20 protein-coding genes are annotated in these 18,106 nt (G+C 65.1%); 14 read left to right on the top strand and 6 right to left on the bottom strand.

All coding sequences use genetic code 11. From position 1 onward, the window contains the following. The first annotated feature begins 179 nt into the window (after positions 1-179). The 3 genes from ACEN9T_RS24055 (at position 180) to ACEN9T_RS24045 (ending at position 3,074) form a co-directional block, all read left to right on the top strand. Positions 180-1,646 carry an FAD-dependent monooxygenase gene (locus ACEN9T_RS24055; protein ID WP_413707256.1) on the top strand — a complete coding sequence of 489 codons (1,467 nt, stop codon included), beginning with the start codon at positions 180-182 and terminating at the stop codon, positions 1,644-1,646. Positions 1,647-1,773: 127 nt separating this feature from the next. After that, a complete protein-coding gene (locus tag ACEN9T_RS24050) occupies positions 1,774-2,046 on the top strand; it encodes a DUF1145 domain-containing protein (RefSeq protein WP_413707255.1) in 273 nt (90 codons plus the stop codon). Between the two features lie 107 nt (positions 2,047-2,153). Further along, positions 2,154-3,074 (top strand): patatin-like phospholipase family protein, encoded by a 921-nt coding sequence (locus ACEN9T_RS24045; protein ID WP_413707254.1) that lies wholly within the window; start codon positions 2,154-2,156, stop codon positions 3,072-3,074. A 100-nt stretch (positions 3,075-3,174) separates the two neighbouring features. Here ACEN9T_RS24045 and rtcR read toward each other — a convergent pair whose 3' ends face one another. Next, positions 3,175-4,773: an RNA repair transcriptional activator RtcR gene (rtcR, locus tag ACEN9T_RS24040; protein ID WP_413707253.1), complete on the bottom strand. Its 1,599-nt coding sequence runs from the start codon at positions 4,771-4,773 to the stop codon at positions 3,175-3,177. A gap of 194 nt (positions 4,774-4,967) precedes the next feature. On the opposite strand from rtcR, the gene ACEN9T_RS24035 reads away from it, so the two are divergent. The 5 genes from ACEN9T_RS24035 to rtcA are packed head-to-tail and all read left to right on the top strand — an operon-like array spanning position 4,968 to position 9,053. Next, entirely contained in the window at positions 4,968-5,381 is a 414-nt protein-coding gene (locus ACEN9T_RS24035) for a zinc-ribbon domain-containing protein (RefSeq protein WP_413707252.1), read from the top strand. Next, positions 5,378-6,592, top strand: a complete 1,215-nt coding sequence (locus ACEN9T_RS24030) for an RtcB family protein (RefSeq protein ID WP_413707251.1) — start codon at positions 5,378-5,380, stop codon at positions 6,590-6,592. Before ACEN9T_RS24035 ends, ACEN9T_RS24030 begins: the two co-directional genes overlap by 4 nt. An 11-nt stretch (positions 6,593-6,603) precedes the next feature. Beyond that, complete coding sequence (locus tag ACEN9T_RS24025; RefSeq protein ID WP_413707250.1) at positions 6,604-7,119, top strand: hypothetical protein; 516 nt, start codon at positions 6,604-6,606, stop codon at positions 7,117-7,119. A gap of 20 nt (positions 7,120-7,139) precedes the next feature. Further along, entirely contained in the window at positions 7,140-7,949 is an 810-nt protein-coding gene (locus tag ACEN9T_RS24020) for a nucleotidyltransferase domain-containing protein (protein ID WP_413707249.1), read from the top strand. A gap of 45 nt (positions 7,950-7,994) precedes the next feature. Further along, on the top strand, positions 7,995-9,053 hold the full coding sequence (gene rtcA, locus ACEN9T_RS24015; protein WP_413707248.1) for an RNA 3'-terminal phosphate cyclase: 1,059 nt from the start codon (positions 7,995-7,997) through the stop codon (positions 9,051-9,053). Positions 9,054-9,076: 23 nt separating this feature from the next. Here rtcA and ACEN9T_RS24010 read toward each other — a convergent pair whose 3' ends face one another. Continuing rightward, positions 9,077-10,873: a thiamine pyrophosphate-requiring protein gene (locus tag ACEN9T_RS24010; RefSeq protein WP_413707247.1), complete on the bottom strand. Its 1,797-nt coding sequence runs from the start codon at positions 10,871-10,873 to the stop codon at positions 9,077-9,079. A gap of 30 nt (positions 10,874-10,903) precedes the next feature. Next, on the bottom strand, positions 10,904-11,380 hold the full coding sequence (locus tag ACEN9T_RS24005) for a hemerythrin domain-containing protein (protein WP_092974431.1): 477 nt from the start codon (positions 11,378-11,380) through the stop codon (positions 10,904-10,906). Between the two features lie 199 nt (positions 11,381-11,579). Between ACEN9T_RS24005 and ACEN9T_RS24000 the strand changes: the two genes are divergently transcribed. Then, entirely contained in the window at positions 11,580-12,050 is a 471-nt protein-coding gene (locus tag ACEN9T_RS24000) for a PRC-barrel domain-containing protein (protein ID WP_092974434.1), read from the top strand. Between the two features lie 61 nt (positions 12,051-12,111). Continuing rightward, positions 12,112-12,300, top strand: coding sequence for a hypothetical protein (locus ACEN9T_RS23995; RefSeq protein WP_092974437.1), 189 nt, complete (start codon positions 12,112-12,114; stop codon positions 12,298-12,300). 71 nt (positions 12,301-12,371) lie between these two features. On the opposite strand, the gene ACEN9T_RS23990 is transcribed toward ACEN9T_RS23995, so the two are convergent. Next, positions 12,372-12,725 carry a glyoxalase superfamily protein gene (locus ACEN9T_RS23990; RefSeq protein ID WP_413707246.1) on the bottom strand — a complete coding sequence of 118 codons (354 nt, stop codon included), beginning with the start codon at positions 12,723-12,725 and terminating at the stop codon, positions 12,372-12,374. A gap of 126 nt (positions 12,726-12,851) precedes the next feature. Here ACEN9T_RS23990 and ACEN9T_RS23985 point away from each other — a divergent pair, with 126 nt between their 5' ends. Genes ACEN9T_RS23985 through ACEN9T_RS23970 form a run of 4 tightly spaced genes read left to right on the top strand, consistent with a single transcriptional unit; the run spans position 12,852 to position 15,257 of the window. Next, positions 12,852-14,060 (top strand): PLP-dependent aminotransferase family protein, encoded by a 1,209-nt coding sequence (locus ACEN9T_RS23985; protein WP_413707245.1) that lies wholly within the window; start codon positions 12,852-12,854, stop codon positions 14,058-14,060. A 23-nt stretch (positions 14,061-14,083) separates the two neighbouring features. Beyond that, the gene (locus ACEN9T_RS23980; protein ID WP_413707244.1) at positions 14,084-14,590 is read left to right on the top strand and encodes a helix-turn-helix domain-containing protein; all 507 of its coding nucleotides are present in this window, start codon (positions 14,084-14,086) and stop codon (positions 14,588-14,590) included. After that, on the top strand, positions 14,590-15,006 hold the full coding sequence (locus ACEN9T_RS23975; RefSeq protein WP_260784752.1) for a VOC family protein: 417 nt from the start codon (positions 14,590-14,592) through the stop codon (positions 15,004-15,006). Before ACEN9T_RS23980 ends, ACEN9T_RS23975 begins: the two co-directional genes overlap by 1 nt. Beyond that, on the top strand, positions 15,003-15,257 hold the full coding sequence (locus tag ACEN9T_RS23970; RefSeq protein ID WP_413707243.1) for a hypothetical protein: 255 nt from the start codon (positions 15,003-15,005) through the stop codon (positions 15,255-15,257). The genes ACEN9T_RS23975 and ACEN9T_RS23970 overlap by 4 nt, the downstream gene beginning before the upstream one ends. A 252-nt stretch (positions 15,258-15,509) precedes the next feature. Here the strand turns inward: ACEN9T_RS23970 and ACEN9T_RS23965 are convergent. Both ACEN9T_RS23965 and ACEN9T_RS23960 read right to left on the bottom strand, forming a co-directional pair. Beyond that, positions 15,510-16,660, bottom strand: a protein-coding gene (locus tag ACEN9T_RS23965) for an IS3 family transposase (RefSeq protein WP_413706277.1) whose coding sequence is annotated in 2 segments (ribosomal slippage) — positions 15,510-16,414 and positions 16,414-16,660 — 1,152 coding nt in all. Because the reading frame shifts where the segments join, the coding sequence is not laid out codon by codon here. Positions 16,661-16,882: 222 nt separating this feature from the next. After that, a complete protein-coding gene (locus ACEN9T_RS23960) occupies positions 16,883-18,079 on the bottom strand; it encodes an MFS transporter (RefSeq protein WP_413707242.1) in 1,197 nt (398 codons plus the stop codon). Positions 18,080-18,106 lie beyond the last annotated feature (27 nt).

Below are 18,106 nucleotides of genomic sequence, written 5' to 3'. Positions count from 1 at the left end.
TCGCTCCACCGTTGCCTCAAGTATACCGCGGCCCCTGGGGCTTGCGGGAAGCCCCGGCGGCCGCAGTAGCATCGCCACCCATCTTGAAACCGACCGAAAGGAGGGTGAGACATGCGTGTGATGTTTTCGACGTTCGGAGCACGGGGCCGTGCCGTGGTGGCGCCGACAGGAGGTGCGAAATGAGCGCGCATGCGGTGGTGATTGCCGGCGGCGGACCCACGGGGCTCATGCTGGCGGCTGAACTGGCGCTGGCCGGCATTGACGTCGCTATTGTCGAGCGCCGTGCCAATCAAGATGTGGTTGGCGTGCGCGCACTCGGGCTGCACGCGCGCTCCATCGAGGTGCTCGACCAGCGCGGTGTGGCCGAGCGATTTGTCTCGCAGGGCAAGACCTATCCCGTTGTGCATTTCGGCGAGAACCCGCTGGACATCAGCGACTTCCCCACCCGGCACAACTACGTGCTCGGCCTGTGGCAGCACCACACCGAGCGCCTCCTCGCGCAGTGGGTCGGCGAGCTTGGCGTGCCGTTCTATCGCGAGCGCGAGGTGGCCGGCTTCTTGCAGGATGACACCGGGGTCGACGTCACGCTGTCCGACGGCGGGGTGCTGCGGGCGCAATACCTCGTTGGATGCGACGGCGGACGCAGCGCTGTTCGCAAGGCGGCCGGCATTGAGTTTGCCGGCTGGGACGCAACGACGAGTTGGCTGATCGCCGAGGTGCACACCACGCAGACGCCTCCGCCCTTTGGCTTCAAATACGACGCCATCGGCAGGCACGCCGTCGCGCCCATGGAAGATGGAAAATGTGTGCGCGTGGTGCTGACGGAGCGGCAACTCGGCACCGACAACGCGCCCACGCTGGCAGACCTGAGCGAGGCGCTGATCGCCGTCTATGGCACCGACTTTGGCGCGCATCGCCCGAACTGGATTTCGCGCTTTTCCGATATGGCCCGCCAGGCCGTGGCCTACCGCGATAAACGTGTGCTGCTGGCAGGCGACGCCGCGCACGTGCATCCGCCCATGGGCGGCCAGGGCCTGAACATGGGCATGCAGGATGCCGTGAATCTCGGGTGGAAGCTGGCTGCGGTCATCAAACGGACGGCGCCCGAAAGCCTGCTCGACAGCTACCACGCGGAGCGCCATCCCGTTGCCGCCCGCACGTTGCGCAATACGCTCGCGCAGGTGGTGTTGCTCCGCCAGGACGAGCGTTCCAAGGCGCTCAGCGAGATTACGTCCGAGCTGTTTCGCATGGACGAACCACGCAGGCGGCTCGTCGGGATGATCTCCGCGCTCGACGTTCACTACGACATGGGCGATGGCCATCCGCTGCTCGGCCGCCGTATGCCCGATCTTGACCTGGACACCGCTGATGGCCCGGTGCGCGTTTTCCACTTGCTGCACGAGGCCCGCGCGGTGCTGCTCAACTTCGGCCCGAATGAGGCATTCGACATTGCGCCATGGGGTGATCGCGTGCGACGTGTCGATGTCCGCTATGCAGGAACCTGGTCGCTGCCGGTAATCGGCACGGTGCCCGCACCCGCAGCGGTGCTGATCCGGCCCGACGGCCATGTGGCGTGGGTCGGTGACGGAACGGCGCAAGGGCTGCAGGAAGCGTTGCAGCGGTGGTTCGGCCCGGCGGCAGGCTGACAGATGCCTCGCTGCCGACATGGCCGGGTGGAGGGCGGCGTCTATCCAGGTGTTTGAAGCGGCTGGCGTGATCGGGGTGGCCGGTATGCTGCATGGCAACTCAATCACCGACTCTTTGGAGACCTGCATGTTCACTGTCCTCTGCAAGCTCGCCCTGCTCGCCGTGTATGGCGTTGCGCTGGCCAGCTATGCCACGCCGCTGCCGCTGTCCGCCGATGCCATCGGCTGGTTGCGCATTGCGGCCTTGGTGTTGCTGGCGGTGCATGCGTTGGAGGTGGTGTTTTGCTTCCGGAAGGTGTCGCTGCACAAGGGCCCGTTGCTCGACAGCGTGTTGCTGACGTTGCTGTTCGGTTTTCTGCACTGGAAGCCCCTGGCCGACGCCGCGCGGCAAGCCCGCTGATCGCCGCTGATCGGCCGACTAGCCGCAACGGCGGAGCAGGCCTACTCTAGTTCCAGTCGTCCCTTGATTGACCAGTTGGGACTTCTTGCTGCAACGCGGCATTGATCATGGACAGAGTGGAACGAACGGCGTTTGTCTTTGCTGGCGGCGGCAGTCTTGGGGCCATCGAGGCCGGCATGCTGCGCGAGCTGGTGGCCTCCGGCGTGGTCCCGGACATGGTGGTGGGCGCCTCGGCGGGTGCCATCAACGCAGCCTTTTTTGCGTGCAATCCGCACGCGGCGGGCACGGCCCAGCTCGAGGCGCTGTGGCGCGGTGTGCGGCGCGCCGACGTGATGCCGTGGTCCTGGAGGGCGATGTTCAGCATGCTCGGGCTCCTGGGCGGGCAACGGGAGCACCTAGTCGATGCATCCGGCCTGCAGCGCCTGCTGACGCGGCATTTCGGGCAGACCCTGCTGGAGGCGGCCACGCTCCCCCTTCACGTTGTGGCCACCGACATGCAAACTGGCGCCGAGGTGGTGCTGTCTTCCGGCGCCATCGTGCCAGCGGTGCTCGCCAGCGCCGCCATTCCGGGCGTGTTTCCGCCGGTGCGCATTGGTGATCGCCTGTTGATCGACGGGGGCGTCGCCAACAACACGCCAATCTCCGCCGCCATCCGGCTGGGCGCCACACGTGTCGTCGTATTGCCAGCGGGGTTTGCCTGTGCCGACCGTCGCGCCCCGCGAAGCGCCATCGAGCACGCGCTGAACGCCTTGTCACTGCTGGTTGCGCGTCAGCTTGTGCAAGACCTGGAGCGCTGGGCCGGGCAGGTGCCCATTGCCGTGGTGCCACCGCTGTGCCCCCTCGATGTGTCGCCCTACGACTACGCCCGCTGCGGAGAACTCATCGACCGCGCCGCTGCCGCCACCGCGGCATGGCTGGCGGCCGATGGCCTGGCTGGTACCGGCATACCGGGCGCACTGCGTGAGCACGACCACAACGACGATCACCCGAACTGCAGCGCAGACCTCCACGGCACGCCTGCGGCTTGATGTGGGCAGGGCGGGGTTTTCTGTCTGGCGCGTCCAACCGGATGGTTGCGCTTGTAGTTGCGGGCGCAATGCGAAGGAGGGAAGGCATCTTGCCGAGCGCTTAGCCCGCGCGCACGGTCGCCCAATCGAGTCCGAACCGTGCGAGGTACTTGCGCAGCCGGTCGGCATCGTTCACCTTGGCCTTCTCGGTGCGTGACACGTCGAAGAGCCGGCGCCCGGCGTCCGACAGCGATGCCGATTCGCGGCACACGGCAATCACGTTCTCCAGTTGCATGCGGTCGAAAAGATCGATCGACGCAACGTCATCGCCGATCAGGCCAGCGAGGGAGTCTCCTTTGCCCGCCGAATCAGGTTCGGCCCACGTATGTTGCAGCCGGGCGACTTCATCCGTGACATCGGCCTCCGTGATACGCCCGCCCTCGGCCAGCGTTGCCAGGCGCGTGACGCTGGCCGACAGCTCGCGGAAGTTCCCCGTCCAGCGTGCCTGCGGCGAGGTGACGAACTTCAGGTAGATGCGACGCGCTTCGGTATGGAAGCGCACCTGCTCGCCGTGCTCGCGGGCAAAGCGGGCCAGTTCGAAATCGAGGTTCGGTTCCAGATCTTCAGGGCGATCGGCAAGACCGGGCAGGTCGAACGTCCACAGATTGATCCGCGCGTATAAGTCTTCGCGAAAGCGGCCCTCGGCCACCCATTGCCGCAGGTCGCGCACGGTGCCGGCGATGAGCTGAAAATCGCTTTCGACTTCGCGGTCGCTGCCGAACGGCAGGAAGCGCTTCTCTTCGATGGCCTTGAGCAGCATGGCTTGTTCGTCCAGGCCAAGTTCTCCGATCTCATCGAGAAACAGCAGACCGCCGTCCGCGCTGCGCAGCAGGCCCGCGCGCTCGGTCTGTGCGCCGGTGAAGGCGCCTTTCACGTGGCCGAAGAGCGCCGACATGGCGCTGTCGCCGCGCAGCGTGGCGCAGTTCACTTCGACAAAACGGCCTGCCAGCTGGTGCCGCGCTTTCTTCATCTCGTACACCCGGCGCGCGAGGAACGACTTGCCGGCGCCTGTCGGCCCGAACAGCAGCATCGGCGACTTGGAACGCGAAGCCACGCGCTCGATCTGCTCGATCATCCGGTTGAACGCCGGGTTACGCGTGGCAATGCCGGACTTCAGCAGCGATACCGTGTCTTCGCGCTCGCGCGCAAAACGCGTGGCGATCTTGTCGTAGCGCGAGAGGTCCAGGTCGATGACGCTGTAGCTGCCGGACGTGTTGCCGAGTTCCTTCTTGCGCGGCGGCGCGGTCTGGATCAACTGAGCCGGCAGATACCGCGCCTCGGCCAGCAGGAACCAGCAGATCTGCGCAACGTGCGTGCCGGTGGTGATGTGGATGAGGTAGTCCTCGGCCTCGGTGTCGAAGGCATAGCTGCGGGTGAAGTCGTGCAGCGTGCTGTAGACCTCTTCAAAGTCCCACGGGTCGCGCAGCGTGACTTCCACGCTGCGCACCTCGGTCTCGGGCGATACGGAGGCGATGTCCGCGCGCAGCCGTTCGAACAGGCCGCGGCTGCGGGCGTCGTGCAGCAGCTCCAGGCGGTGGATGACGAGGTCGTCCTGCTGGCACAGGCCGACGGTCGGTCGCCACCGTTCCCAGCGCTGCGCGCCCTTGCCCACGTAGTCGAGCGTGGTACCGACGAAACCGATGGCGACGTTTTTGCGCATCCCGCGTGTTTATCTAGAAAGATAAACCAATATATCGATAGATCGATATTTCGGGAAGTTTAGCGTGCCTACATCTGCGTTGGATGCTTGTAAATCCAATGAAATCAAGGGGTTGCGAAGTTGGTCGCTCCATGGGAAGTGACCTGGCATACCCATTGCACTAGAGAATGTGTCCAACTCAGCAGGAGCGCAGCATGATCAGCGGTAAACAGAAGCGCGCCGCCATCATGGCGCGGCGCCACGAGCGGCGAGAACAGGCAAAGATTGCCTGCCTGCGGGCACCAGCGCCGGTGTCACCTCCACCTCCGCCTCCACCGCGAGGCAGCTTGCCGGTGGATGTGTCGCAACTGGCGCCGCACAACAGTTGGGGATCCGGGCTGCCCCGCTTCGCACAACACGGTTACTACGTCGATCAGTGGTACGCCTGTGTCGATTGCGGAAAGCACGAGGTCTGGACCGCTGCACAGCAGAAATGGTGGTATGAAACCGCCAAGGGCTATATCGACTCGATCGCCATCCGCTGCAAACCGTGCCGAGTGGCGCGACGCGGCGGCCGTATGGTCAGCAAGAAGAACAACGACAACAACAAAGGAAGCAACGCATCATGAGCAACTACAACACCCTCCACGTCGACAACGGCGCCGACATCAAGCTGTGGACCAACGGCGTGCCGGTGGAAGACGATGCCCGCAAGCAGTTGATGAACACGGCCAAGATGCCGTTCATCTTCAAGCACCTGGCGGTGATGCCGGACGTGCATTTGGGTAAGGGTTCGACCATCGGGAGCGTGATCCCGACCGAGGGCGCGATCATTCCGGCCGCCGTGGGTGTGGATATCGGCTGCGGCATGATAGCCGCGCGTACGACGCTCACGGCGGCTGATTTGCCGGACAACCTGCATGGCCTGCGCAGCGCCATTGAAGCGGCGGTGCCGCACGGCCGTACGCCGGGCCCGCGCGACAAGGGGGCTTGGAACACGCCGCCGGAAACCGTCGACGCCATGTGGGGTGAACTGGCCGATGGTTTCAAGCGCATCACCGACAAGTACCCGAAGTTGAAGAACACCAACAACTACAAGCACCTGGGAACGCTGGGTACAGGTAACCACTTCATCGAGGTCTGCCTGGACGAGGCGCAGCGCGTCTGGTTCATGCTGCATTCCGGTTCGCGCGGCGTGGGTAACGCGATCGGCAACCTGTTCATTGAACTGGCACAGGCCGATATGCGCCAGCACATCGCCAACCTGCCGGACCGCGACCTGGCGTACTTCGAAGAAGGTAGCCAGCACTTTGACGATTACGTTGAAGCCGTCGGTTGGGCGCAGGACTACGCGCGCCGCAACCGCGCCACGATGATGCAGAACGTGATTGCGGCAGCGCGCAAGGTCATCACCAAGCCGTTTGCGGCCGACGTGGAAGCGGTGAACTGTCACCACAACTATGTGCAGCGTGAAACCCACTTCGGCCGCGAGGTGCTGGTGACGCGCAAGGGCGCGGTGTCGGCACAGAAGGGGCAGCTCGGCATCATCCCGGGTTCGATGGGCGCAAAGAGCTTCATCGTGCGCGGGCTCGGTAACGAAGAGGCGTTCTGTTCGTGCAGCCACGGCGCAGGCCGCACCATGAGCCGCACGCAGGCCAAGAAGCGCTTCACGGTCGATGACCAGATCCGCGCCACGGCCCACGTGGAATGCCGCAAGGACGCCGACGTGATCGACGAGATCCCGATGGCCTACAAGGACATCGACCACGTGATGGCCGCGCAGGCGGATCTGGTGGAGATCGTCCACACGCTGCGCCAGGTGGTGTGTGTGAAGGGTTAGGAGGATGGAGCATGCTGACGCGTGTTGAGGGTCCAGAGCTTGAAGCGATGCGCCAGCACTTGGCGCAAGCCGGCTGCGTCTTCGACTTCGTGCTGTATCGCGTTGAGGGGCCGGATGCGCCAGGCATAAAGATTCACCGCCAGGCGCTTGCCGGCTTGTTCGCGCAACTCGAATGGCCGGCCCAAGACGTCGATCTGGACCGCGCTTGCCCAAGGAGCCTCGGCGCGTCTGAAGTTCGGGCGCTGATGGAAGAAGGCGGGGTGTTGGAACGCGCTTTCCTTGATCCGCCTTATGGGGCGAAGCTCGGCGCGAAAGACTTCCGGGATTGGCTCGTGATGCTGTGCCTTCTACCGGATGACGAACTCGACGTGGCCGACTGGGTAGGCAACCCTGACGAAGCGCCCGAGCGCAGCGCGTGGAGTGACTACTTTGATGCGGGAAAGGAATGGTGGGGCATCTGGTGCCTGACCGCTTACAACCCGCGATGCCGCACGCTGTGTGTGCTGGCAGCAAGCACGACCGATTAAGACAAGAACCACGAATCGCTATGACTTTCCTCTACTCCCACCCCGTCTCTGACGCCATTCGCGAACGCGTGCTGACGGAGCTGACGCACATCGAGCAGCAGCATGATGTGCGCGTGCTTTTCGCGTGCGAATCCGGCAGCCGTGGCTGGGGTTTTGCCTCGCCCGACAGCGACTACGACGTGCGCTTCGTCTACGTGCATCAGCCGGAGTGGTATCTGCGCGTCGAGCCGCAGCGCGACGTGATCGAATTGCCGATCAGTGATGAACTCGACATCTCGGGCTGGGAGCTGCGCAAGGCGCTGCAGCTCATGCACCGCTCCAACCCGACGCTGCTGGAGTGGCTCGCGTCCCCGGTTGTGTATCGACAGGACACAGTGCTGGCCGCGCGCATGCGCACACTGGCGCCCACGTTCTTCTCCGAGCGCAAGGGGCGCTGGCATTACGTGTCGATGGCGGCGAAGAACTTTCGCGGCTATCTGCAGGGCGAGACTGTGCGCATGAAGAAGTACCTGTACGTGCTGCGCCCGCTGCTCGCAGCACAGTGGATCGACGAAGGGCGGGGCATCCCGCCGATGCGCTTTGCCGATCTGGCCGACACAATGGTCAGAGATGCCGCGTTGCGAGACGAGATCAACCAACTGCTGGCGATCAAGATGGAATCTGGCGAAGCGGAATACGGTGCACGCTTTCCGCGTATCCATGCCTTCATTGAAGAGGCGCTGGCGCAGGAAGATGTGCCTAGCGATTTCCGTCAGGCTACTGGCGACCCGGCTGCGCTGGATGAGTTTCTTCATGACACCGTGCTGGCGCGCGCACCCTGTACAACCTGACGCGCATTCCGTTGCGGGGTGCGCAAAGCAACAAAAGAACAAACCATGAACACCCAATTACAACAAGCACGGCAAGCGCGACCCGCAGACTGCATCGAACTCGACGGCGCACAGGGTGAAGGGGGCGGCCAGATCCTGCGCACGGCGCTCACGCTGTCCATGCTGACCGGCACGCCGTTCGAGATCACGAACATTCGCGCCAAGCGTTCCAAGCCGGGTTTGCTGCGCCAGCATCTGACGGCTGTGCAGGCCGCCATGCAGATCAGCGGCGCGACCGTGGAGGGCGCAGAAGCAGGATCGCAGACGTTGCGGTTTGCGCCGGGCAAGATTCGCGGCGGCGATTACCGATTTGCAATCGGTACGGCCGGCAGCTGCACGCTGGTGCTGCAGACCATCCTGCCCGCGCTTTGGTTTGCCGATGCGCCGAGTACCGTGACGGTCAGTGGCGGCACGCACAACCGCGCTGCGCCACCGGTCGATTTCCTGATCCGGGCATGGCTGCCGCTGGTGGCGCGCATGGGCGTGACGCAGACGCTTGCGCTCCTGCGTCACGGCTTCTACCCCGCTGGCGGCGGCGAGGTGATCGCGACGGCAGCACCATGCGCCGGCACGCTGACTGCGCTGCATCTGACCGAGCGTGGCGCCCTGCGGGCGCTGCGTGCGGAAGGCATTGTTGCCGGGGTGCGCGGCAGCGTGGCGCGGCGCGAGTTGGACACGTTGAGTCGTCTCGTTCCGGGCATTGAGGGCACCGTGCGCGATCTCGGCAATGCTGAAGGCCCCGGCAACGCATTGGTCCTCGATATCGAATACGAGCACGTGACCGAGGTCTTTACGGGCTTTGGCGAGCGTGGCGTGACGGCGGAGACAATCGGCAAGGAAGTCGCCGGTGCCGCGCAGCGCTATCTGCAAAGCACCGCAGCGGTGGACGAATACCTCGCCGATCAGCTTGTGCTGCCGCTAGCCCTTGCAGGTGCGGGCAGTTTCACGGTGGTCACGGCGTCATCGCATCTGCTGACCAACATCGGCGTGATCGAGAAGTTCCTGCCGGTGGAGGTGGCGGTGCGCCCGCTGGAATCAGGCGTCGTCCACGTCGAGGTGGCCTGACCGCGCGACCTCCACTTTCCGTGTCACTCCTTCTCCTTATGCACCGGAAACAACGCCGACAACACCTGTCGCGCCGTCCCGCGCAGCACGCCGCTCGCATCCGGGTCGCCATAAGCCAGTGCCGTCGCAAAGTTGCGTGCCTGCTGCAGCGTGACGTGCGGCGGCAGCGGCGGCACATCGGGGTCGGTCTTCACTTCCAGCACCACGGGCCGGTCTGCGTTGAGTGCTTCGTCCCACGCGCCGGCCAGTTCGTCGGGGTTGTCCACGTAGATGCCCTTCATGCCGATCAACTCGGCAAAGCGGTGATACGGCACGTCAGGGATGTCCTGTGAGGCCGGGAACTTCGGGTCGCCTTCCATCACGCGCTGCTCCCAGGTGACTTCGTTCAAGTCCTGGTTGTTGAGCACCATGCAGATCCACTTGGGAGACTTCCAGCGCTTCCAATATTTCGACACGGTGATGAGTTCGGCCATGTTGTTCATCTGCATGGCGCCGTCGCCCACGAATGCAATGACGGGTCTCTCCGGGTGCGCAAACTTGGCGGCAATTGCATACGGCACGGCTGCCCCCATCGATGCCAGCCCGCCCGACAGCGAGCCCATCATGCCGGGCTTGAACTTGAGATCGCGCGCATACCAGTTGGCACACGTGCCGGAATCGCTGGTGACGATCACGTTGTCCGGCAGCTTGGGTGACAGTTCCCAGAACACGCGCTGCGGGTTGACGGGGTAGGCCGGTTGCAGCGCGCGGTCTTCCAGCGTCTTCCACCAGCTTTCATTCCAGCGGGCAATGCGTTCGGGCCAATAGCGATCGGTCTTGCGCTGGAGCAGCGGCAGCAGTGCTCGCAGCGTCTGTGCGCTGTCGCCCACGAGATTGACTTCCATCGGATACCGCAGCCCGAGCATGCCGGGGTCCAGGTCGATCTGCACACCGCGCGCCTGGCCTTCCTTGGGCAGGAACTCCGCATAAGGAAAGCCGGAGCCGATCATCAGCAGCGTGTCGCAATGGTTCATCAGCTCCCAGCTTGGCTCGGTGCCCAGCAGCCCGATGGCGCCTGTCACATAGGGCAATTCGTCGGGCAGGACGGCCTTGCCAAGCAGCGCCTTGGCAACGCCCGCGCCCAGCGTTTCCGCCACCGCTGCCACTTCTGCACTGGCCCCGAGTGCGCCCGCGCCTACGAGCATCGCCACCCGCCGGCCGCTGTTGAGGATGTCCGCCGCGCGTTCCAGATCGGCGGCTTGCGGGATCACGCTCGGCGCGCTGTAGCCCACGCCCGAGTGCACCGTGCCGTGCGCCCGCGGCGGTTCGGTGTAGGGCATTTCCTGCAGATCGTTCGGCAGCACGAGCGCCGTCACCCGGCGTTGCCCGATGGCGATGCGCACCGCGCGGTCCAGCAGATGCCGCACCTGCGCCGGCATGCTGGCCTGGTGGACGAACGCGCCCGCCACGTCGCGGAACATCGCCGCCAGATCCACCTCCTGCTGGTAATGCCCGCCGACCGCCGTGCGCGCCTGCTGGCCGGTAATCGCCAGCACCGGCATGTGGTCGAGCCGCGCGTCGTACAGCCCCGTGATGAGGTGCGTGGCACCCGGCCCGGACGTTGCCATGCACACGCCCAACTCACCCGTGAACTTGGCGTGTGCAGAGGCCATGAAGGCGGCCATTTCTTCATGCCGCACCTGCACGAACTCGATCTTGCCGCCGGCCCGCTGCAGCGCACCGAACATGCCGTTGATGCCGTCCCCGGGGTAGCCAAAGATGCGCCGCACGCCCCAGTCATACAGGCGGGCGACGAGGAAGTCGCTGACGGTGGCTTGCATGGTTTCTGTCCAGTATCAGGTGGTGGGTCGTCAGCTCGTGGTCTCGGCGAGCAGCGCTTCCTTTCGCGCGGTCATGGGCTCCTGCAGCGGCGTCAGGTCGACGTGCTGACGGACCAGCTTGGGAAAGAGTTCGGTCTCTTCTTCCTCCACGTGGTGTGAAACGTACTCGGCCAGCACCGTGAATTTGGCCGCGAACAGATCGTCGCCCGCGTGCATGCCGCTCAACTGCTTGATCAGGTCCTTCGCGGTGGCGTGCTCCACCACGGCTTCGTCTACGAGATCCTTGAACGCTTCGCCGCCGTTGTCACGCACGAACGGGTAGAACACTTCTTCTTCAAGCTGCGTGTGCACGGTCAACTTTTCACATGCTTCGCGCACGATTTGCTCGCAGGTGGCTTTGTCTTTCTCCTGCTGGAACGTCTTGAACAGTTTTTTTACCTCGCGGTGATCGTCCAGCAGCATCGACAGCACGGCGCGTTGCGCCACAGGAATTTCAGCCTTGTTCATGGGGCTCTCCGGTAAGGGGTTCTTGTTTGAATCCGTCGGACCGTCGAGCAAGCGCCATGCCGCACGCGCGCCTTTGCGGGCGACGTGCCGCAGGCAAGCTTCGTGCTGACACAGGTGATTGCGTGCGACAGACGCCGCGCAGATGCGTGGCCGCCGCACATCATCCTGAACGTCAACTGATTGATGGGAGGTAACTGCTATGCAAACCACGACAACCGGCACCACGCTGGGCACCGCCACTGGCACCGGTGTAGGAACCACCGCGGGTGTACGCATGCGCATCATTGGGCGTGCCGATACCGATTCGGCCGGCCCAGGCCCGGAGTTGATGGCCGCCGATACGCTGGAGGGCGATCGCGTCGTCAATCTCAACGGAGAAGACCTTGGCAAGATCACCGACATCATGCTCGACGTGCAGCGTGGCCGGATCGCCTACGCGGTGATGTCAGTGGGCGGCTTCCTGGGTATTGGCGACAAGCTCTTTGCAGTGCCGTGGAGCGCCATGTCACTGGACGTTGACCGCAAGTGCTTCGTGCTTGACGCCAACAAGGACCGCTTGGAGGCTGCCCCCGGCTTCGACAAGGACAGCTGGCCCACGATGGCTGACCCGACGTGGGCCCAGTCCGTGCATGAGTACTACGGCTCGCGTCCGTACTGGGAAGAGTACTGAGCGCCCGCAGGCACGCCATTCGCTTGCGTGTCGTCAGCCACGCTTGAAACAGGAGGGCGCCATGGAGAAAGGCAAGAAAGAGAAGCATCCGCACGCACACAAGCGTGAGGAGCTGGTAGAAAAGGCTGTGGAAGATACTTTTCCGGCCAGTGACCCGCCCGCCACAGGCGGTATCACCCGGGTTGTCGACAAGGATAAGGACGCGAACGCGCACCAAGACAAGCGCACCCACAACGGCAACCACCGGTAGACGTCAGCCGGCAAAGCGCGCCCGCATCGCCCCTTCGGCATGCGGGCGTTTTTGTTCTGCCGCCCGTGTTGTCAACGGTGCGCCAGGATGTTGACCACGTTGCCGAATGGATCGCGCACGTAAAAGCGGCGCACGCCCCAGGGCTCGTCAACAAGCGGATAGACGATTTCCAGGCCCAGCGATACGGCCCGCGCATGCACCGCATCCACATCGTCCACTTCCACTGACAGCGCCGGCACCGGCGTACCGTTTCCGCCTTCGCTGGCGATGCTGACCTGCGGCGTCATCGTGTTGGCCGTATCGGCAAAGGTGAGGATCCAGCCGTGGTCCATCACCACTTCCAGATCGAACAGTTCGGCATAAAACGCGCGGGCGCTTGCCGGGTCGGCGGCATGCAGATTGGGGACGATGCGTCGGACGGCCATGCAGGGGCTCCTTTTTACCGATTCGGTGACGGAATTCTAGTCACGGCTGTGACGCCGTGTTGGCATGCGCACGGGGCGCACATCACGTAAAGTGGCGGGCACTCGAACTACAGAGACACGCACGCCATGGAATTCCTGCAATCGCTGCTGGCACCCCGCCTGCAAAACGTTGAAACCTCCGCCATCCGTGAGCTGTTCAAGGTGCTCGGCAAGCCGGGCCTGATCTCGTTTGCCGGCGGCTTTCCTGATTCGGCCCTGTTTGACGTGGAAGGCCTGAAGGCCGCGGCCGACAGCGCGCTCACCACCGACGCCGCCCGCGCGCTGCAATATGGCGCCACCGAAGGCTTCGAGCCGCTGCGCGAGGCCATCGTCACGCTGATGAAGGCACGCAGCGCCAACGTCGCCAACACCGACATCCTCGTCACCACCGGTTCGCAGCAGGGGCTGGATCTGCTGGGCAAGGTGCTGATCGGCGAAGGCGATACGGTGCTGACTGAAGCCCCCACCTTCCTGGCGGCCATTCAAGCGTTCAAGCTGTACGGCGCCAAGGTGGCCGGCGTGCCGACCGACGGCGACGGCCTGGACGTTGACGCGCTGGAAAAGGTGCTTTCGACCGCGCGCCCCAAGTTCCTCTACGTGATCCCCAACTTCGGCAACCCGAGCGGCGCGCTGATGAGCCTGGAGCGCCGCAAGCGCCTGTTGGACGTGGCCGTGCGCCACAACCTGCTGATCGTGGAAGACGACCCTTACGGCGATCTGTATTTCGACGCAGCCCCGCCGCCGTCGCTGTATGCGCTCTCGCAGCAGACCGACGGCGCGCAAGGGCGTGTGATCTACCTGGGCAGCCTGTCGAAGGTGGTGGCCCCAGGCCTGCGTGTGGGTTGGATGATCGCCTCCCAGCCGGTGCTGGGCAATGCGGTGATGGTCAAGCAGTTTGCCGATGCGCACACCTCCACGTTTGCGCAGGCCACGGCCGCCGCCTACCTGCGCAGCAATCGCCTGGACACCGTGCTGCCGCGCACGCGCGCCGCCTATGCCGAACGTGCCCACGCCATGGCCAACGGCCTGCGTGCGCTGCTGCCTGAAACCGAACTGACCTTCAATCGCCCGCGCGGCGGCATGTTCCTGTGGTGCGCCTTGCCGGGCCGCAATGCCGCTGATGTGGCCAAGGTGGCCATCGAGCGTGGTGTGGCCTTCGTGCCAGGCGCGGCGTTCTACCCCGTCGACCCGGATCGCTCGACGCTGCGTCTGTCGTATGCCACCTCGTCGCTGGCGCAGGTGGAAGAGGGCGTGCGCAAGCTCGCACACGCCATCGGCGAGTTCAAGCTGGGCTGACCCTGCTGCTGGAGCAGGCCACGGTGGCACGGGCACACACCGACGCGCAGCAAGACCCCGCGCTGCTGCGCCGCCTGCTTCGCGCCAAAGACCGCATGGACGCCGCCTCGCACGAGGCGTGGCCCGTCAAGCGGCTGGCCGAGGTGAGTGGCGTGTCGGCGGCGCATTTTGCGCGTTCGTTCAAGCAGGCCTTTGGCATTCCGCCGCACCGCTACCTGCTCACGCGCCGCATCGAGCAGGCCACCACCCTGCTGCGCGACACCGACCTGCCCATCATCGAAATCGCCTACGCCACGGGCTGGGAAAGCCTGGGCACCTTCGGCCGCATCTTTCGCGACATCACCGGGCAGAGCCCGAGCGCGCTGCGCCGCCACGCCCAGGCCACCGCGCCGCAGCAGCAACTCGACCGCGTGCCCGCCTGTGTGCTGAAAGCGGCGCAGCGGCCCGACCTTGTCACAGCAGTTTCGGAGAAGCGCCGCCAACTGGCGGACGGTACAAATCCGTCACCTACCAACAACAAGGAGCGGTGATGAGCCAAGGGATCAATGTCGTCGGGCTGTATGTGGATGATCAGGACGCGGCGCTGGCGTTCTATGTCGACAAGCTCGGGTTTCGCGTGCATACCGACGTGCGCAACGGCCCGTATCGGTGGCTGACGGTGCAGCATCCGGAGCAGCCGTCGTTTCAGCTCGGCCTGTTCCAGCCCGGCCCGCCGATTCACGACGAGGCCACCGCGCAGACGCTGCGCGCCATGGTTGCCAAAGGCGCGATGCCGCCGCTGGTGCTGACCGTTGCCGATTGCCGGGCGGCCTATGCGCAACTGCGCGAGCGCGGCGTCGAGTTCACGCAGGAGCCGGTCGAACGCTTCGGCAGTGTCGATGCTGGCTTTCGCGACCCCGCCGGCAACGGCTGGAAGATGATCCAGGCTGCTGGGGGTGCAAAGTGAGCGCCCGCAACGCAATCCGCCAGTTCCATCGCTGGGTGTCGATGGCCTTCACGCTCACGGTCATCGCCAACTTTGTCGCCATGGGTGTGGGCAAGGGCGCCCAGCCGCCCGCGTGGATCACCTATGCGCCGCTGCTGCCGCTGGCGCTGTTGCTGTTCACGGGGCTCTACATGTTTGCGCTGCCGTACCTGGATCGGCGCGGCGGGCGACGTTCGACCGACAACCGGAACGCGCCCACTGCGGCGGTCTGAGCGCGTCGCGTGAGGCTCTGAGGCTCGATTGCCGGGCTCAGAGGGCCGAGCGCGAGGGGTCTGAGGCCGGACGCCGAGCCTCTGAGGCTCAAGCGTCAACCTCGAAGCCCGGAGCGCGACTGTTTGAGGTCGAAAATCTCGAGCTCAAAGCGTGGAGCACGAGGGTTTGAAGGTCGAGCGCCGAGGTCCAGGGTCGGAACGCGAGGGTTTGAGCGTCAAGCGCCGAGGTCCAGGTGAATCGCCCCGACTTTCCTAGACACCCGCGAGCCGTTGGGAATGGCGTTGTTCGAACTCTACCGGTGATAGACCGTTGGCGCTCGAATGGCGCCGTGTTGGGTTGTAAAACATCTCGATGTAGTTGAAGACATCGGACTTGGCCTCCTGCCGGGTGGCATAGATCTGCCGGCGCACCCGCTCGCGTTTGAGTAACTGGAAGAAGCTCTCCGCCACTGCGTTGTCGTGGCAGTTGCCGCGCCGGCTCATGCTGCACAGCAGGTTGTGCTCGCGCAGGAAGCTTTGCCAGGTGTGGCCGGTGAACTGGCACCCCTGATCGGAGTGAATCAGAACCTGCTGGTGCGGGCGCCGCCGCCATAGCGCCATCAGCAAGGCATCCAACGCCAACTGGGTATCGATGCGCTGCCCCATGGACCAGCCCACGACCATGCGCGACCAGAGATCGATGACCACGCTCAGATACAGCCAGCCTTCGTGTGTGCGGATATAGGTGATATCGGTCACCCAGGACTGATTCGGGCCGTCGACCGTGAATCGCCGTTGCAAGTGGTTGGGCGCGACCACCGCCGGCTTGCCGGCCCACCTCGCCGGACGCCGCCGGTAGCCCGATTGCGAACGCAGCCCCTCGGCCTTGAGCAGCCTCGCCACGCGGTGCTTGCCGCAGCGCTCACCCAAGTCGCGCATGTCCAGGGTGAGCTTGCGATAGCCATAGACCCCGCCGCTCTCGAACCACGCCTGCTTGAGCAGGCCAAGCAGGCGCTGGTCGTCCCTCGCACGCGGGCTCAAGGGCTGCGCCTGCCAGGCGTAATAACCGCTGGGATGCACCGCCATCGCTTTGCACAGACGGCGCACGCTGTATTGACCCGCGTGCGCCTTGATGAAGGCGTACCTCACCCGGATTGCTTGGCAAAGTACGCTGCGGCCTTTTTTAGGATGTCGCGCTCCTCGGTCACCCGCTTGAGTTCAGCCTTGAGCCGGCGCACCTCCTCGGATTGCGATACCTGCCCTTGCGGCTCTGCCACGGGCTGGCGTCGCTGTTTGATCCACTGGTACAGGCTGTGCTGGCTCACGCCTAACCGCTGCGCGACCTCGGCCACGCTGTGGCCTCTATCCACGACCTGATTGACCGCCTCGACCCTGAATTCTTCGGTGTATCTCTGTGCACTCATCGCACCTCCTGTCTAACCTCTAGTTTGAGGCTCACAGGTGTCTACTGGGGCCGGGGCGATTCAAGGCTCGGAACGCGAGGGTTTGAGGCTCGAGCGCCGAGGTCCAAGCTCGGAACGCGAGGGTTTGAGGCTCGACCGCCGCGGTCCAGGGTCGGAACGTGAGGGTTTGACGTCCGATCGCCGGGTTCAGAACCCGGCGCGTCGCGTTCCGCGCTTCGGCTTTCAATGGGCGACCGACGTGGCTGCAGGTTCATCAGCCGGCGCTGCCTCATGCCGGCCGCCCATCCGCCACAGCACCACCGCCACCACATGGCACGTGGCGGCGGCCCAGCCCAGCATGCCCGGCCCGCCATGGGCCAGCGCCAGTGCGCCAACGCTCGACCCCAGCGCGATCCCCACATACACCGCAGACGCATGCAGCGACAGCGTGATCGGCGACACATCGGGGGCGAGGCGGATCAAGCGCGTCGCCTGCGCCGGGCCAAATCCCCAGCCGGCCATGCCCCATAGCACGACCGCGCCGATGGCGACGGCGCCGGCCACCGTGCCGTGCAGCACCTGCGCCGACAGCGACAGCACCGAGAAGGCCAGCACGATGCCCGCACTGCTCACCGCCAGCACGCGCGCCACGCCTGCGCGGTCGGTCATGTGGCCGCCCAGGCCCGTGCCCAGCGCCGCAAAGCTGCCGACCAGGAACAGCACGATGCCCACATGCTGTGGCGCGAACCCCAGCCCCTGCACAAAGAACGGTGCGACGTAGGTGTAGAACGTAAAGCCGCCTGCCGCCCACAACGCGGACACCGCCAGCGCACCCAGCATGCCGGGCCGGCGCGCCACGGAGAGGCGTTGCGCCAGCGTGGTCACGCTGTGCGGCAGGGCGCGCGGCAGGCCGAAGGCTAGGCCCGCCGTGGCCAGTGCCGACAGCACACCGCATGCGATGAACGTCGAGCGCCAGTCGCCCTGCGCCGCAATCCAGGCGCCCAGCGGCACGCCGAGCGCCACCGCCACCGTGCCGCCGCCCGTGATGATGGCGAGCGCCGAGCCGCTGCGCGAGGCGGGCACCAGCGAGGTCGCCACCGCATTGGCCGTCGGCAGAAAGACGCCGGCCGCCAGCGCGAGCAGCACGCGCGCCGCCATCAACTGCCCGAAGCCGTGCGCGGTGGCCGCCAGCAAGTTGCCTGCCGCAAAGATGGCCAGCGCGCCGATCAGCACGCGTCGGCGGTCGACATTGCCCAGCAGCGTCGCCATCACCGGCGAGCCCACGGCATACGTGACGGCAAACACGGTGACGAGCTGCCCGGCTGCCGGCACGCTCACGCCCAGGTCTGCGGCCAGGACCGGCAGCAGGCCGGCGATCATGAAACCTTCAGTGCCGATGGCGAACGCGCCCAGGCACAACCACCACAGCGATGCCGGCATGGTCGGCTCCTGTCAGAAGAAGAAAGC

Origin of the sequence: Ralstonia sp. Ralssp110, from assembly GCF_047325135.1 — a bacterium.
Lineage (GTDB): Bacteria > Pseudomonadota > Gammaproteobacteria > Burkholderiales > Burkholderiaceae > Ralstonia > Ralstonia mojiangensis.
This window is presented reverse-complemented; position numbering and strand designations above follow the sequence as displayed.